Genomic DNA, 14,901 nt, shown 5'->3' with positions numbered 1-14,901 from the left:
CCATGAAGGTCTCAGTCGTGGCCCCGGTTGCCGACGGCGTCACCGCGGACCCGGACTGGATGGTGGCCTTCGCCCGTCACCTCGAGGCGTGCGGGTTCGAATCGATCGTGGCCGTCGAGCACACCGTCCTGCTCACCCGGTACGACAGCGTCTACCCCTACGACAGCTCCGGGCGCGTCGGGCTAGCACCGGACTGCCCGATCCCCGACCCGCTGGATCTGCTGGCGTTCCTGGCCGGGCACACCACCCGCCTCGGCTTGGCGACGGGGGTGCTGGTGCTGCCCAACCACCATCCGGTGGTGCTGGCCAAGCGGGTCGGCACGCTCGACGCGCTGTCGGGCGGCAGGCTGCGGCTGTGCGTGGGGGTGGGCTGGCTGCAGGAAGAGCTGCGGGCCTGCGGCGCCGATTTCGACAACCGCGGCCGGCGGGCCGACGAGCAGCTGGCCGTGCTGCGGGCGTTGTGGGCGCACCGGCCGGACGGGGCGTCGTTCCACGGCGAATTCTTCACCTTCGACAACGTCATGTGTTATCCGAAACCCGTTGCCGCCGAGTGTTTTCCGGTGCATATCGGCGGCCACAGCCGGGCGGCCGCGCGCCGGGCGGGCCGGTTCGGGGACGGCTTCCAGCCGCTCGGCGTCACCGGCGCACGGCTGGCGTCGCTGATCGGGTTGATGCGTGACGAGGCGGTCGCGGCGGGCCGCGATCCCGCCGCCCTGGAAGTGTCTCTGGGCCATAGTGTTTCGAAGATCGACGCCGAGCGCGCGGCCCGCTTGGCCGATCAGGGCGCCGACCGGCTGGTGTTGGCCATGCCGCCGACCTCCGATATCGAGCAGGCCAAGGACATGTTGTCGGCGTGCGCGCAGCGGCTGTCGCTGCGCCCGGTGAGCGGGCCGTGACGCTTTCGGCCGACGACCGCGGCGCGCTCAGCGATCTGGTGCACCGCTACGCGGCAGGCGTCGACGATCGCCGATTCGATGCTGTCGCAGAGCTTTTCACCGCCGACGCCGAGCTGGTGGTGCCCGCGCCGCCGGCCGAGCTGCGGCCCGTGCACACCCATCGCGGCCGGGCGGCCATCGCCGCCGCCGTCGCGGCCGTCGCCGCGGTGGCGCGCACCGAGCACGCCATCGTCGGCGAGGTATACGACGCGACGGCGCCCCCCGGCGCCGCGCGGGGCCGCATCGCGTGCGTCGCGCACCACTGGAGCGAGCGCGGTGACGAGCTGGTCGACGTGGTGTGGCACCTGCGCTACGACGACAGCTACCAGCCGACCGGTGACGGCTGGCGGATCAGCCGCCGGGCGCTGACGGTCACCGCGATCGAGACGCACCCGGCGCGCCGGCTGCTGCCGCACGACCCCGCCTAGCGCCGCCCGGCCGCGCGCGACCCTCCGAACCCCGCCGGAAGCACGCTGGCAGCAGATTATGCGCTGACTCACAGCTAGCACCGGGGTGACGCAGTTGCGGCGGCATGGCCGGCTTTCGTCTGGCAGGTGCGGCTAACCTCGCCGACGCCGGCGCGAATTTTGCGCGCCCCGCGCCGCCCGCCGAACGCCGCGCCCGGCCGCCCCGCGAGCCGCCCGGTCCTTTCCCGATCCGATCCAATTTATCCAAGTGTGTTCGTGTATTTTCGGGCGCGTGACGAACACCGTTGATTCCGCGGGCACCGGCGGAGGGCGGGCGGCACCGGGCGGCTCCGCATCGGCACTGGCAGTGGGCACGCCGCTGACCTCCATTCCGGACTACCGCAACGAAATACACACCGCCGAAGACGTCATCGACGTGGAGGCATACGGCGGCGGCTTCGATCTCACCCGGCGGGCGACCGCCCCCAAGCTGCGGGTCGGCCGCGACCGGTGGTTCAACCTGTTGTGGTTGATCCCCATCGGCTTTGCCCTGCTGATCGCGGGGGTGGCGGTGGGCAAAGGCCTGCACAACATGCCGGCGGTGCAGTCGTTCATCCAGCGCTACCCGGGCACCGACAGCGCCGATGTCCCGCCCGGCCTGCCGGCGTGGATCGGCTGGACGCATTTCTTCAACCTGTTCATGATGATGTTCATCATCAGGACCGGCATCCAGATCCTGTGCGACCATCCCCGGCTCTACTTCAGCCGCAACGCCACCCCCGGTAAGGACGAGTGGCTGCGGGTCGGGCCGCCGGTTCCCGACGACGAGCTGTGGACCGCCAACGCCGACACCGTCGCCCTGCCACCGCAATTCGGGCTTCCCGGGTTCCGCCACTCGATCGGGTTGGCCCGCTGGTGGCACCTCGGCGTCGACGTGTTGTGGTTGCTCAACGGGGCCGTCTTCTACGTGCTGTTGTTCGCCACCGGGCAGTGGCGCCACATCGTGCCGACCAGCTGGGACGTCTTCCCCAACGCCGCGTCGGTGGCCGTGCAGTACCTGTCGCTGGACTGGCCCACCGACAACGGCTGGGTGGCCTACAACGGCTTGCAGCTGCTGTCGTATTTCACGACGGTGTTCATCGCCGCCCCGGCCGCGTTGATCACCGGGCTGGGCATGTCACCGGCGCTGTCGCAGCGGGTGCACTGGCTGAGCAAGCGGCTGAGCATCCAGCACGCGCGGTCGCTGCATTTCCTGGTGCTGGTCTACTTCCTGTTCTTCATCCTGGTGCACGTCACCATGGTGCTGACCACCAGTGCGCTGCGAAACCTCAACCACATGTTCGCCGCCCGCGACGACAACAGCTGGATAGGTTTCGGCATCTGCTCCGCGGCCATGGTGCTGACCGCGATCGCGTGGGTTTGGGCCACTCCCTTCACCATCCGCCATCCGCGGGTGGTGCAGCGGGTCGGCTACGCGCTGGTCGGCCCGTTCCAGCGGATGCTCGAGCAGCTGGATCCCAAGCCGGGCGCCTTCACCGAGAAGGACATCTCGCCGCACCACTGGCGCAACGGCCGGCTGCCCGAGACGGTCGAGTACAAGGAGCTGGAGGCCAACGACTTCAAGGACTGGCGGCTCAAGGTCTACGGGCTGGTCGAGCACCCGATGGAGTTCTCGCTCGAGGACCTGATGGCGCTGCCCTACCACGAGCAGATCAGCCAGCACTTCTGCATTCAGGCCTGGTCGGGTGTCGCCAAATGGGGTGGCGTGCAGATGAAAACGATCATGGACATCGTCAAGCCGCTGCCCGAGGCCAAATGGGCGGTGTTCTACTCGATGGGTCTCGGCGCCACGGGCGGCATCTACTACAACGCCCACCACATCGGCCAGATGGACCATCACATGACGATGCTGGCCTACAAGATGAACGACCAGCAACTGCCCTACATGCACGGCCGGCCGCTGCGGCTGCGCAATGAGCTGCAGCACGGCTTCAAATTGGTGAAGTGGATCAAGGGCATCGAGTTCGTCGCCGACTACCGCGACATCGGAAGCGGTTACGGCGGCTACAGCGAAGACCACAAGTATTTCGGGCGCCACCAAACGCTCTGAGGCGCTCCCGGCCGCACACGCGGGCCGCGCCGCCCGAAGTCGTTTGTCCGACCGGCTTTTTGGGTAGCACCCAGGAATCGGCGCGAGCCAAGCGACAGCAGAGGAGACGCCCATGAGGCACAACCCTGTGCAGCATGCCCGGATCGTCGGGCGGGGCCAACCGATCAGGTACCCGTCGGCGCGGGATGCGGCGGCCACGTCGGGCCTCGCCGCGGTCGGGATCGCAGCGGTGGCGTTCGTGGTGTGCGTGGCCAACTTCGCGTTGGGGCATGCCGGGGCCGGGGTGACGGCGGCGATCGTGGCGATGCTCGCGTTCGGCGCCGGGCTGGCGTGGCTTGCCATGGACCGCAGGCGGATTCGCCAGGAACAGCGCGACTGGACGATCAGCCGCCCGGCGCGCTAGGCCCGCTCGGCTGCAGCGCCGCGAGGTTGTGCACCGACTTGTGCACGTCCGAGCGCAGCACCCGGGCGACCAGTCCCCCGATCGGGCCGCTGAGCACGCCGCCGTCGATGTCGGCGGTGAGGTGAAAGACCGATCCCGGGTGGTCGTCGGTGACGGTCATCGCCACGGTGAGCCGGATCCCGCCCCGGCCGCGGCCTTGCAGCTCAATCGATTTCGGTTGGTCGTAGCGGGTGACGGTCCAATGGATGACGTTGCGGAATCCCTTGACCTTGACGCACGAGGCGACGCGGGTGCCCTCGCCGATGGTGTCGGGGACCGGGCCGCGCCAGCCGGCGAAGATCGTCATCCACTCGCCGAACCGATCCAGGTCCGAGGCCAGTTTCCAGGCGGTTTCGGGCTCCAACTCCGACGACACCGACACATCTACTCGAGCCAACGTGATCCTCCGCTTCTCCCCGGGTTCCCGGCTGGATACCCGCAGCGCCGCGGAGCTATTCGTGGCCCCGGGCTCAGCCGGGCCAGGCCTGTTCCAGCTGCTGGGCCACGTCGATCACCTGGGCGGCCTGCGAGTGCGGGGCGTCGATCTCGTCGGCGACGTACTGGGCGATGAAGCGGCGGATCTCGCCGTCCACCCCGGCCAGGATGCGCAGCACCTCGCCGCGGATGGACTTCGACGAGACGTTGACGGTGATGTCCGACGGTCGCGGCTTGGCGACGTCGACGATCAGCAGCAGCGGTTCGGCCGCCCGCGCCGTCGCGCGCAGGGCGATGTCGCCGGAGACCACGAAGCGCTGCTTGTCCAGCCACAGGTCGACCAGCAGGTCGATCGACAGCGGGATGTGGATGACGAAGGTGATGGTGTCACCGAGGCGCCGGGTGACGCGCGGTTCGTGGATCTTGACGTTCGCGCTGACCTTGGCGATCTTGCCGGGCCCCTGGGCGATCGGCTCCATGGCGAACTCGCTGCCGGCGATGTCGGCGAACGCGGCGGCGACCCGTTCGGGGGTGACGGCAACCTCGAAGAATCTGCGGCCGAACTCTTCGTAGGTGACATAATCGTGGTTCGACATAGGCTTATACCGTCTCACGTCACCTGCCCGAACGGCCGCTGATCCGCTCGCGTCGCAGGAATTGCGCATCGGATCCCGACCGTGGCCCCGGCCCACCCGCGCCGGACGGTGATGAGCTGCGCCGATCACGCGGTGCTGTGAAGCACACCACAGGCGGTGGCTTGGATTCGATGTGTCGGGCGGTGGCCTGGGAGGCTGGACGGTGCTCGACGGTGGAGGTGTTTTCGGTTCATGCCCCAAGACGTAACTGAGCCCCGCCCGGGTCCGGCCCGGGTGGCGGGAGTGCTCATCTGGCTGGGCGGCGGGGAAGCCGGCGAGCCCGGGGAACGCCACGAGCGGTCCGCGCACGCCGTGGCCGGCGCGGTGGTGCTGCTGGGTTCCGCGCTGGCCTGGCTGGTCGCCGGGCTGGCGGCGGCGGGCCGTTGGCCGCTGCCGGCGCTGGTGCCGGCGACGCTGGTCTTCGGCTTGCTGGTGGGCGCGATCGTCCGCGGCACCGCCGCGCCGGCCGCCGGCGCGAACCGTCCGGTGGCACGCGGCGCGGTCGCGGCGGCGGTCGGTGTCGTCGTCGGTGAACTCGCCGCCCTGGTCATCCTTTCCGGCCCCATCGACCAGCGTCTGGACGAACAGGCATCGCGCACCGCGGATTCCGCCCCGGCCGTCGTCACGGCGTCGGCGACGCTGCGGCAGGCCGAGGAGGCGCGGGCGGCACTCGACGGCGCGGTGGCGCAGGCGCGCGACCGCCAGGACAGGGCGCTGGTCGTGGCCCGCTGCGAATATCACCCCACTCCGGGCTGTCCGCAGACCCGGATCACCGGTGTCCCCGGCCCGGGCCCCGAAACCCGCACGGCCAACGAGCTTCTCGCCGACGCCCAGCGCGAGCTGGACGAGGCGCTGGCGGCCCGCGACAGCCGCGCACCCGAATTGGACGCCGCGGTCTCGCGGGCCCAGCGGGCCGTGGCCGACGCCCGCCGCGCCGCGATGGCGGACGCCGGCCGGGGCCCGGGCGCGCGCTGGATCGCGATGAACGACGTCACCGCCGGCAACGCCGGAGCATTGACCTTGCGGCTGTTGACGATCGGGGGCTGCGTGCTGCTGTACCTGACGCCCCTGATCCTGGGGCTGTGGCGCGGGGAGACGAGTCACGATCGCCGCGCCGCGGCGCGCGCGCGGCGCGAGCGCGCCGAACTCGACGCCGACACCGCGATCGCCATCAAGCGGGCCGAGGTTCGCCGCGAAGCCGAAATCATGTGGGCCGAGCACCAATTGACGCAGGCGCGGCTGGCCATCGAGGCGCAGACCGAGATCGACCGGGAACACCAGCGCCGCCGCGTGTTGGACGCCGTCGCCGATCCGCCGTCGCCGCGGGCCTTTGAACCGACATCCGAACTCACATCCGAACTGACATCCGAGCCGGCCCGCGATGACGTCTATCTGCCGATCGCCGCCGAGGCCGAGGCGGCCAGCCGGGCCATCACCCAGGCGCCGCAACCGCGCATGGAATGCGACCCCGGCCCGCAGCAGCTGCCGTCTTCCCCACCGCCGAACGACGCGGTCGAGCAGGATCGGAGCACGCCGTTGATCCCGTCGATCCCGGACGCGACCAAGGCCGCGGCCCGCTGGATTCGCCCGTTGGTGCCGCCGCTGGTGGCGCGGATGATGGACACGACGACCCATCGGCTGACCCATCCGCTGCGCACCGCGCGCCAGGTGTTCGAAGGCGTCGTCGAGGAGACCGAAGAGATCACCTTCGCGCTGCGCCGCACCCGCAAGGTCACGGTCAATTCGCAGGCCACCCAGACCGCGTCAGCGGACCCGACCGAAGACACCGAAAGCCGCACCGAAAGCCGCGCCGCCGGGCCGGGTTTCGTCACCTCCACGCGGCAGCAACCGGGGCCGCGGGCGCACCGGCGGATGACCGGCCGCGACGCGCGCTCGTCGTTGCCGCGCTCGTCGGCACCGGATGCGGGCAAGTTGTCGGTGCCCTCGGCCGCGGATGACCGCGCCGAATTGACCCAGCGGGACGGGCCGGCGGAACTGGAGCCGCCCGACGGCCCGCGCCAGCTGCCGCCTGCGCCTCCGCACTAGCCGCGCACCAGCGCGCAATTCAGCGCAGCGATCAGCGGACCAGGTTGATGCCGAAGTCGGTCTCGGGTCTGGGCGGGGTGCCCGCACGCCTGCGCCGGCGTGCACCCCGCCTCCGGGTCGGCCAGCGCAATTCGAGCCTTAACGCCTGGGGACCCGCCGGGGTCTCGAGGTGGTTGGAGACGGCCGGGTTACCCCGCGAGAACTCGGCCGTCCCAACGTCTTGATGCCCGCTCAACAGGGCACTGCGGCGGACTCGAACAGCGGTCCCCATTCGCGCCGGGCCGCCGATTGCGCATCGACGAAGCTCGGTGTCTGCTGCCCAGCACCGGCCAGGTGCACCAGAGCCCATGCCATCGCGAACACCGGCACCTTGTGACGCAATGCCGCGCTGTGCAATTCGTCCAGGGCGGCCTCGGAGGGGCAACGGCGAAGGCCGATCAAAATGCCCCGTGCGGTGTCGAGGATGCGGCCGGAGTGCGGGCCACACGAAGTCTGGGTGGGGACCCAGTTCGATGTCATGACGTGGATACCTCCTGCGGCGCCCTACCGAATCCGCCGCCGGAGGCAGCGGGCGAGGAATTCCTGCGCTACGCATCGTCGCGGCCGCAAACCTCAAAGCGCCCTGTGCCATGATTTGTCGATCGGTGGCGATCTGCCAGACCGCTACCGGGATTGATATGCGCCTGTGACCGTTTCGGGATCGGCTGCTCACCAAGCAATCCGCGACGCGTGGTATCGAATCAGGTTGCGGTGAAACGCAATTAGGCACGCATCGGCGATAGCTGTGCAACCCGATCCCGGGTCGTTACAGAATTGCCTTGAGCGCCTTGGCCTCGGCGATGTCGTCCCAATCGACATCGAGCTCCAGCAGGATCTCCTCGGTGTGCTGACCGTGTTCGGGCGCACGCGCCGGTGCCGGTGGTGTCTCGTCGAATTGCACTGGCGCGGCGACGATCCGGTACTTCTCACCGTGGTCGTCGACATTGGTCACCACGTACCCGTTGGGCTCGACCTGCGGATCGTTGAGGGTCTCCCGTGGTGTCGCGAGCGCGCCCCATACCCCCGGTTCGTCCGCCAGCACGGTTTGCCAGTGCGAAAGGTCGTGGCGGGCGAACGTGTTCGCCAGCAGCTCGGTCGCCGCGGCCGCATTGGCGATCAGGTTGCTCGACGGGACGAAACGCTCGTCGTCGGCCAGTTCGGCCAGGCCGATGCGCCGGCAGAAGCCCGCCCAGTACTTGTCCGGCTGCAGGAACACCAGCTGGATCCACCGGCGATCTTTGGTCCGGTACCGGTTGACCAGCGGGTTGATGGCCAGGCCCGGCGGCGCCCCCGGGATGCCGTCGATGTCGAAGAAGTCGGCCGCCGAGATCGACGGTGCTATCGACCACATCGCCTGGGCCAGCAGCGAGGAGTCGACGATCGTCGGCTCACCGGTGCGTTCGCGATGGAACAGGGCGGCGCACACTCCGCCGGCGAGGGTGGCGCCGGCTTGCAGGTCACCGAAACCGGGGCCCTGCACGGCGGGTGTCTCGCTGCCGAACGGCGTGAGGGTGTATGCGGCCCCGCCCCGCGCGAGGTAGGTGGCGGCGTCGAACCCGCCCCGATCCCGGTCCGGGCCCCGCACGCCCAGACCGGTGCCCCGGGCGACGATGATGCGCGGGTTGAAGGCGCGAATGTCGGCCACGGTCAGCCGGGCCCGCTCCAGGGCGCCCGGCAGCCAATTGGTCAGGAACACGTCGGCGCTGGCCAGCAGCCGGCCGAACAGCTCACGGCCGGTTTCCGACTTGATGTCGATGGCGATGCTGCGCTTGCCCCGATTGCCCAATTCGAGGATGAAGTCGGCGTCGGGCCGCGCCGCCTCCCGGGTGAACCCGCTGACCACCAGCGCCCGCCCCGGGTCACCGGAGCTCACGCCTTCCACCTTGATGACGTCGGCGCCCCAGTCCGCCAGGGCCGCACCGGCGGAGGGGACGTAGGTCCAGGACGCCAATTCGACCACCCGCACGCCCCGCAGGACACCACCGTGCACGCCTGACATCGCCAATCCCCTCGGTCGCGGCCATTCCTTGCTATTTTAGATATTCTAGTTAGTCTTGGGCGTAGTGATAGCCCATCTGCAGGTCAGCGCAGTTTCTCCGGGAAGAGACGCGATGGAGCCGACCGTTGGTCTGAGTCCGGCGCCCGCTGCGGTGGCCGGGCGCCCCGTCACAGCGCGGCCTGGTGTCCGGCCGACCCGTCACCGCGACCGCCGGACGCCCGAATGGCATTGGGCCCCACTAGGAGTCGCGAGGTAACGGGCGATGGGCAGGGTGACGGGCAAGGTGGCGGTGATCAGCGGGGCCGCCCGCGGTCAGGGCCGGTCCCACGCCCGGATGCTGGCCGCCGAGGGCGCCGACATCATCGCGGTCGATCTGTGCGCGGACATCGAGACCAATGAGTATCCGCTGGCCCGTCCGGAGGATCTGGACGAGACGGCGCGGCTGGTCGAGAAGGAGGGGCAGCGCGCCATCACCGCGGTCGCCGACGTCCGCGATCGGGTGGCCCTGTCGGCGGCCATCGACGCCGGTGTCGCCGAGTTCGGGCATCTGGACATCGTGGTCGCCAACGCCGGCATCTGCCCGCTGACCGCCGGCCTGCCACCGCAGGCGTTCGCCGACGCCGTGGACGTCGACCTGGGTGGGGTGCTGAATCTGGTGCACGCCAGCCTCAAACACCTCCGCGCCGGCGCGTCGATCATCGTCATCGGTTCCAACGCGGCCTTCATGTCGTCGCTGAACACCTCCGGCGCCGGGAGCGGGATCGGCGGACCCGGCGGCGCCGGATACGCGTTCGCGAAACTGGCTGCCGCGCACTACGTCAACGACTTCGCCCTGGCGCTCGCCCCGTTCTCGATCCGGATGAACGCGGTGCATCCGACCAACGTCAACACCGACATGCTGCACAGCCCGCCGATGTACCGCGCCTTCCGGCCGGACCTGCCGGCCCCCACCCGCGAGGACGCCGAACCGGTGTTCCCACTGGTGCAGGCGATGCCGGTGCCCTACGTCGAACCCGAGGACATCAGCGAGGCGGTGCTGTTCCTGGCCTCGGATGCGGCCCGCTACATCACCGGGCAGCAGTTGCGCGTCGACGCCGGCGGCTTCCTCAAGGTCAAACCCTGGTCGGGCGGGTAGCCGAATGACGCCGTCCGCCAAGCCTTCCCCCGACATCCAGCGTCGCCTCTACGCGCTGATGGTGTTGATGAAGACGGCCGACGACCGGCTGTCGCGGGGCATCGGCACCGGCGAGTTCCTCTGCGTCTACTGGCCGTCGCGGGGCCAGGAGGCGATCGCCGCCGCGATGGGGGTGACGCTACGGCCCGACGACCAGCTGGTGACCACCTATCGCGGCCTGCACGACCTGATCGGCAAGGGGGTCGGGCTCGAGGAGATCTACGGCGAGATGATGGGCCGCACCATCGGCGCCGGGCGGGGCAAGGGCGGCACCATGCACATCGCCAAACCCGAAGTCGGCGTGATGCTTTCGACCGGCATCGTGGGCGCCGGGCCACCGGTGGCGGTCGGGCTGGCGATGGCCGCCCGACGCAAGGGGCTCGATCGGGTCACGGTGGTCAGCTTCGGCGACGGCGCCACCAACACCGGGTCGTTCCACGAGGCGGCCAACATGGCCGCGCTGTGGGACCTGCCGATCGTGTTCGTGTGCCAGAACAATCGGTACGCCGAGATGACGCCGACCACCGACACCATGAAGCTCGAGCACGTCGCCGACCGGGCCGCGGGCTACGGCATGCCCGGGGTCCGGGTCGACGGCAACGACCCGCTCGCGGTGACGGCCGCGCTCGACGACGCGCTGCGGCGCGCCCGCGCCGGCAGCGGCCCCACCTTCCTGGAATGCGAGACGTTCCGCTTCCGCGGCCACTATTTCGGGGACCGGATGCCCTACATACCCGCCGATCAACTGCAAGCCGCGCTGGCAGCCGACCCCGTGCCCGGGTTCCGGCGGCGGCTCGCCGAGACGGGGGTGTGCGGCGAAGCGGAACTCGCCCGCATCGACGACGACGCGGCGGCCACCGTGGAGGCGGCGCTGCGGACCGTGCTCGGCGCGGATTCGCCGGCGGCGGACGAACTCGACCGGGACGTGTACGCGGCGCCGATCCCCTTCCCGACCTGAGGACGCGTGCGATGGCCGACCAAGAGATGACGATGCGCGAGGCGCTCAACCTCGCGTTGGATCAGGCGCTCGCCGCCGACGAGCGAGTCTTCCTGCTGGGCGAGGACATTGCCGATCCCGGCGCTTCCGGACCGACCGCGGGTCTGTCGACGAAATACGGCCGCGACCGGGTGCTGGACACACCGATCTCGGAGGCGGCGATCGTGGGGGCGGCGATCGGCGCCGCCATCGACGGCCTGCTGCCGGTCGCCGAGATCATGATCATGGATTTCATCGGCATCGCCGCCGACCAGCTGATCAACAACGCCGCCAAGCTGAGATTCATGACGGCCGGACGCACGTCGGCGCCGCTGACCGTGCGCACCCAGGTGTATGCCGGATTATCCACCGGCGCAACGCATTCGCAGAGCCTGGAGGCATGGTTCATGCACATCCCGGGATTGAAGGTGATCGTGCCGGCCACCCCGCGCGACGGCAAGGGGTTGCTGAGCTCGGCGATCTTCGACCCCGACCCGTGCCTGTTCATCGAGACGATTCGGCTGCAGGGCAAGAAGGGCCCGGTCCCCGTCGAACCCGGCTTCCGCATCCCGCTGGGCCAGGCCGACATCAAGCGGCCCGGCACCGACGTCAGCCTGATCGGTTACGGGCGCCCGGTGCACGACGCGCTGGCCGCCGCGGCGATGCTGGGCGACCAGGGCGTCAGCGCCGAGGTGGTCGACCTGCGCACCCTGGTGCCGCTGGACGTCGACACCGTCGTGGCGTCCGTGCGGCGCACCCGCCGGGCCGTGATCGTGCACGACGCGGTGCAATTCGCCGGTCCCGGAGCCGAAGTCGCGGCGATCCTGCACTCGCGGCTGTTTTCGGAGCTGGCCGCGCCCGTCGAACGGGTCGCCGCCCGGTTCGTCCCCAATCCGGCCGCGGCCGCGCTGGAGGCGCAGGTGTACCCGTCCCCGGAGCGCATCGCGGTGGCGGCGCTGAAGACGTTGGGCAGGACGCTGACGGGGGCCACGGCGCATGGCTGACTTCGTCATTCGCATTCCCCGGGTGTCGGTGGCGGTGTCGGAGGCCGAGCTCACCGGGCTGCTGGTCGGCGCCGGCGAGCACGTCGAGGCGGGCACCCCGATCTACGTGATCGCCACCGAGAAGGTCGAGCAGGAGATCGAGGCGGGAGCATCCGGCACGGTGCGGTGGACCGGGCAGGTCGGGACCACCTACCAGATCGGCGCCGAAATCGGGGTCATCACTGGTTGAACCGACATGAACCAAGGTGAACCAACGTATACCAGGAAAGGTTGAACGCGTATGGATCTCAACGAGACCCGCGAGAGAATCATCTACCAGAAGGAAGGCCCGATCGCCCGCGTCACCCTGAACTGGCCGGAGAAGGCCAACGCCCAGGACCAGAAGCTGGCCGAAGAGGTCGACGCGGCGCTGGCCGACGCCGACCGCGACTACGACGTCAAAGTGCTGATCATGAAGGCCAACGGCAAGGGCTTCTGCTCGGGTCACGCCATCGGCAACAACGCGGTCGACTACCCGGCGTTCGTCGAGGGCGCGAAGGTGATGGGCACCCCGTGGAAGCCGCAGACCGATCTGTTCGTCAAGCCGATCCTGAACCTGTGGGAGTTCTCCAAACCGACGATCGCCCAGGTGCACGGCTACTGCGTCGGCGGCGGCACCCATTACGGGCTGACCACCGACATCGTCATCGCCGCCGAGGACGCCTACTTCTCCTACCCGCCGCTGCAGGGCTTCGGCATGCCGTCGGGCGAATGTTCCATCGAGCCTTGGATTTTCATGAACTGGCGCCGCGCCGCCTACTACCTGTACCTGGCCGAGGTGATCGACGCCCGCAAGGCGCTCGAGGTGGGGCTGGTCAACGAGGTGGTGCCGCGCGACCAGCTCGACGATCGGGTCGAGGCCATCGCCCGCCACATCGCGCAGGCGCCCATGACGACCCTGCTGGCGACCAAGGCGAACCTGAAACGGGCCTGGGAGTTGATGGGCATGCGGGTGCACTGGCAGAGCTCCAACGACCTCGTCGCGCTCGCCTCGATCAGCAAGGATGTCCAAGAGCTGATTCAGACCGTGTTCAAGGCCAAGGTGCTGCCGTCCGAGCAGGCCCGCCGCCAGGCCGCCGCCGCTGCCCAGACCGACGGCGCCGCAACGACTTAGGCCGGCCGGGTGAACATCGCCGAGCACGCGCTCGCGGCCGCACAGTCGCCGGCCCTGATCACCGACGGCGGGACGATCTCGTACGGCGAACTGCACGACCGCAGCCGGCGGGTGGCCGCGGCGCTGCACGAGCTGGGGCTGCGCCGCGGCGACGGTGTGGCCCTGGTCTTGCCCAACCGGCCGGAGTTCCTCGAAATCAGTTGGGGCTGCCAGCTTTCCGGCCTATACTACACGCCGGTCAACACCCACTTCACCGCGGACGAGGTCGTTTACGTCATCGACGACTCGGATGCCAAGGCGGTGTTCGTCGACGCGTCGCTGCCCGGAATCGCCACCCGGGTGCGCAACGCCAACCCGGCGGTGCACATCGCGGTCGGGGGCAAGCTGGCCGGCTGGCGCGACTACGAGGGAGTACTCGGCGCCGCCGGCGATGCCCCACCGGTGTCGGACGGGTCGGAGATGCTGTATTCGTCCGGCACCACCGGCCGGCCCAAGGCGGTCCGGCGGCCACTTCCCCAGGACGGCAACGGGTCCTGGGCGCAGTCGGTGCTGGAGCTGGCGCTGATCCACAAGTACGGCATGACGCAGCGCAGCGTCTACCTGTCCCCCGCACCGCTCTACCACGCCGCGGGCGTGAACTACACGATGGCCGTCAACCGGGTCGGTGCCGCGTCGATCATCATGAGGAAGTTCGACGCCGAGACGGTCTTGCGGCTGATCGAGACGCACCGGGTGACGCACGCCCAGTTCGTGCCGACGATGTTCGTGCGCATGCTCAAGCTTCCGGAAGCGGTGCGGGACCGCTACGACGTGTCGAGCCTGCGCTGCGTCATCCACGCCGCCGCACCCTGCCCGGTCGACGTCAAGCACCGGATGATGCGCTGGTTCGGCCCGATCATCCACGAATACTACGGCGGCACCGAGGGTTTCGCGGGCACCACCATCGGCCCGCAGGAATGGCTCGCCCACCCCGGTTCGGTCGGCGTCCCGCTCGCACCGGTGCACGTGCTCGACGAGGACGGGCGGGAAGTCCCGGTCGGCCAGACCGGTGAGCTGTATTTCGAAGGCGGGCCCGACTTCGAGTACTTCAAGGACCCCGTCAAAACCGCGTCGGTGTACAACGAGCGCGGCTGGCGCTCGCTGGGCGACATGGGCCATCTCGATGAGAACGGCTACCTCTACCTCACCGACCGCTCGACGTTCACGATCGTGTCCGGCGGGGTCAACATCTATCCGCAGGAAGTCGAGAACCTGCTCGTGATGCACCCGAAACTTCTCGACGCGGCGGTATTCGGGGTTCCCAACGACGAATTCGGCGAGGAAGTCAAGGCCGTCGTGCAGCCCGCCGACGGCGTGCCGCCCGGACCCGACCTGGCCGCCGAGCTCATCGCATACTGCCGGGCCCACCTGGCCGGCTACAAGTGCCCGCGCACCGTCGAGTTCGGCACCCTTCCCCGCGACCCGAACGGAAAGCTGTACAAGCGGCGTATCCGCGAACGTTACTGGCAGGGACGGGAATCCCGGATCGTGTGACCTGACGAGGATG

15 protein-coding genes are annotated in these 14,901 nt (G+C 69.5%); 11 read left to right on the top strand and 4 right to left on the bottom strand.

Annotation, left to right across the window (positions count from 1 at the left end):
- Positions 1-2 precede the first annotated feature (2 nt).
- From NF20_RS03500 to NF20_RS03485, 4 genes are all read left to right on the top strand, one after another.
- Positions 3-896, top strand: a complete 894-nt coding sequence (locus NF20_RS03500) for an LLM class F420-dependent oxidoreductase (protein WP_033712508.1) — start codon at positions 3-5, stop codon at positions 894-896.
- Positions 893-1,363, top strand: a complete 471-nt coding sequence (locus NF20_RS03495; RefSeq protein WP_033712509.1) for a nuclear transport factor 2 family protein — start codon at positions 893-895, stop codon at positions 1,361-1,363. The genes NF20_RS03500 and NF20_RS03495 overlap by 4 nt, the downstream gene beginning before the upstream one ends.
- 346 nt (positions 1,364-1,709) lie before the next feature.
- Positions 1,710-3,452: a molybdopterin-dependent oxidoreductase gene (locus tag NF20_RS03490; RefSeq protein ID WP_033712510.1), complete on the top strand. Its 1,743-nt coding sequence runs from the start codon at positions 1,710-1,712 to the stop codon at positions 3,450-3,452.
- Positions 3,453-3,564: 112 nt separating this feature from the next.
- Positions 3,565-3,855 (top strand): hypothetical protein, encoded by a 291-nt coding sequence (locus NF20_RS03485; protein ID WP_023861692.1) that lies wholly within the window; start codon positions 3,565-3,567, stop codon positions 3,853-3,855.
- Here NF20_RS03485 and NF20_RS03480 read toward each other — a convergent pair.
- Both NF20_RS03480 and NF20_RS03475 read right to left on the bottom strand, forming a co-directional pair.
- Entirely contained in the window at positions 3,836-4,291 is a 456-nt protein-coding gene (locus NF20_RS03480) for an SRPBCC family protein (protein ID WP_023861693.1), read from the bottom strand. The genes NF20_RS03485 and NF20_RS03480 overlap by 20 nt on opposite strands.
- Positions 4,292-4,364: 73 nt before the next feature.
- On the bottom strand, positions 4,365-4,925 hold the full coding sequence (locus NF20_RS03475; RefSeq protein ID WP_003876460.1) for a hypothetical protein: 561 nt from the start codon (positions 4,923-4,925) through the stop codon (positions 4,365-4,367).
- A gap of 231 nt (positions 4,926-5,156) precedes the next feature.
- Between NF20_RS03475 and NF20_RS03470 the strand changes: the two genes are divergently transcribed.
- On the top strand, positions 5,157-7,010 hold the full coding sequence (locus NF20_RS03470) for a DUF4407 domain-containing protein (RefSeq protein WP_033712511.1): 1,854 nt from the start codon (positions 5,157-5,159) through the stop codon (positions 7,008-7,010).
- Between the two features lie 231 nt (positions 7,011-7,241).
- Here NF20_RS03470 and NF20_RS03465 read toward each other — a convergent pair whose 3' ends face one another.
- Together NF20_RS03465 and NF20_RS03460 are read right to left on the bottom strand one after the other, a co-directional pair.
- Positions 7,242-7,529, bottom strand: coding sequence for an ANTAR domain-containing protein (locus tag NF20_RS03465; protein WP_003876458.1), 288 nt, complete (start codon positions 7,527-7,529; stop codon positions 7,242-7,244).
- A gap of 286 nt (positions 7,530-7,815) precedes the next feature.
- Complete coding sequence (locus NF20_RS03460) at positions 7,816-9,048, bottom strand: CaiB/BaiF CoA transferase family protein (RefSeq protein ID WP_033712513.1); 1,233 nt, start codon at positions 9,046-9,048, stop codon at positions 7,816-7,818.
- Between the two features lie 262 nt (positions 9,049-9,310).
- Here NF20_RS03460 and NF20_RS03455 point away from each other — a divergent pair, with 262 nt between their 5' ends.
- Genes NF20_RS03455 through NF20_RS03430 form a run of 6 tightly spaced genes read left to right on the top strand, consistent with a single transcriptional unit; the run spans position 9,311 to position 14,888 of the window.
- Positions 9,311-10,183, top strand: coding sequence for a mycofactocin-coupled SDR family oxidoreductase (locus NF20_RS03455; protein WP_019732374.1), 873 nt, complete (start codon positions 9,311-9,313; stop codon positions 10,181-10,183).
- Between the two features lie 4 nt (positions 10,184-10,187).
- The gene (locus NF20_RS03450) at positions 10,188-11,180 is read left to right on the top strand and encodes a thiamine pyrophosphate-dependent dehydrogenase E1 component subunit alpha (protein WP_033712514.1); all 993 of its coding nucleotides are present in this window, start codon (positions 10,188-10,190) and stop codon (positions 11,178-11,180) included.
- 11 nt (positions 11,181-11,191) lie between these two features.
- Positions 11,192-12,202 (top strand): alpha-ketoacid dehydrogenase subunit beta, encoded by a 1,011-nt coding sequence (locus NF20_RS03445; RefSeq protein WP_023869267.1) that lies wholly within the window; start codon positions 11,192-11,194, stop codon positions 12,200-12,202.
- Positions 12,195-12,431, top strand: a complete 237-nt coding sequence (locus NF20_RS03440) for a biotin/lipoyl-containing protein (protein WP_023861697.1) — start codon at positions 12,195-12,197, stop codon at positions 12,429-12,431. Before NF20_RS03445 ends, NF20_RS03440 begins: the two co-directional genes overlap by 8 nt.
- Positions 12,432-12,482: 51 nt before the next feature.
- The gene (locus NF20_RS03435; RefSeq protein WP_033712516.1) at positions 12,483-13,355 is read left to right on the top strand and encodes an enoyl-CoA hydratase-related protein; all 873 of its coding nucleotides are present in this window, start codon (positions 12,483-12,485) and stop codon (positions 13,353-13,355) included.
- A 9-nt stretch (positions 13,356-13,364) separates the two neighbouring features.
- Complete coding sequence (locus NF20_RS03430; RefSeq protein ID WP_033712518.1) at positions 13,365-14,888, top strand: acyl-CoA synthetase; 1,524 nt, start codon at positions 13,365-13,367, stop codon at positions 14,886-14,888.
- Positions 14,889-14,901 lie beyond the last annotated feature (13 nt).

The organism is Mycobacterium sp. MAC_080597_8934 (assembly GCF_000523975.1).
Taxonomy (GTDB): Bacteria; Actinomycetota; Actinomycetes; order Mycobacteriales; family Mycobacteriaceae; genus Mycobacterium; species Mycobacterium avium.
This window is presented reverse-complemented; position numbering and strand designations above follow the sequence as displayed.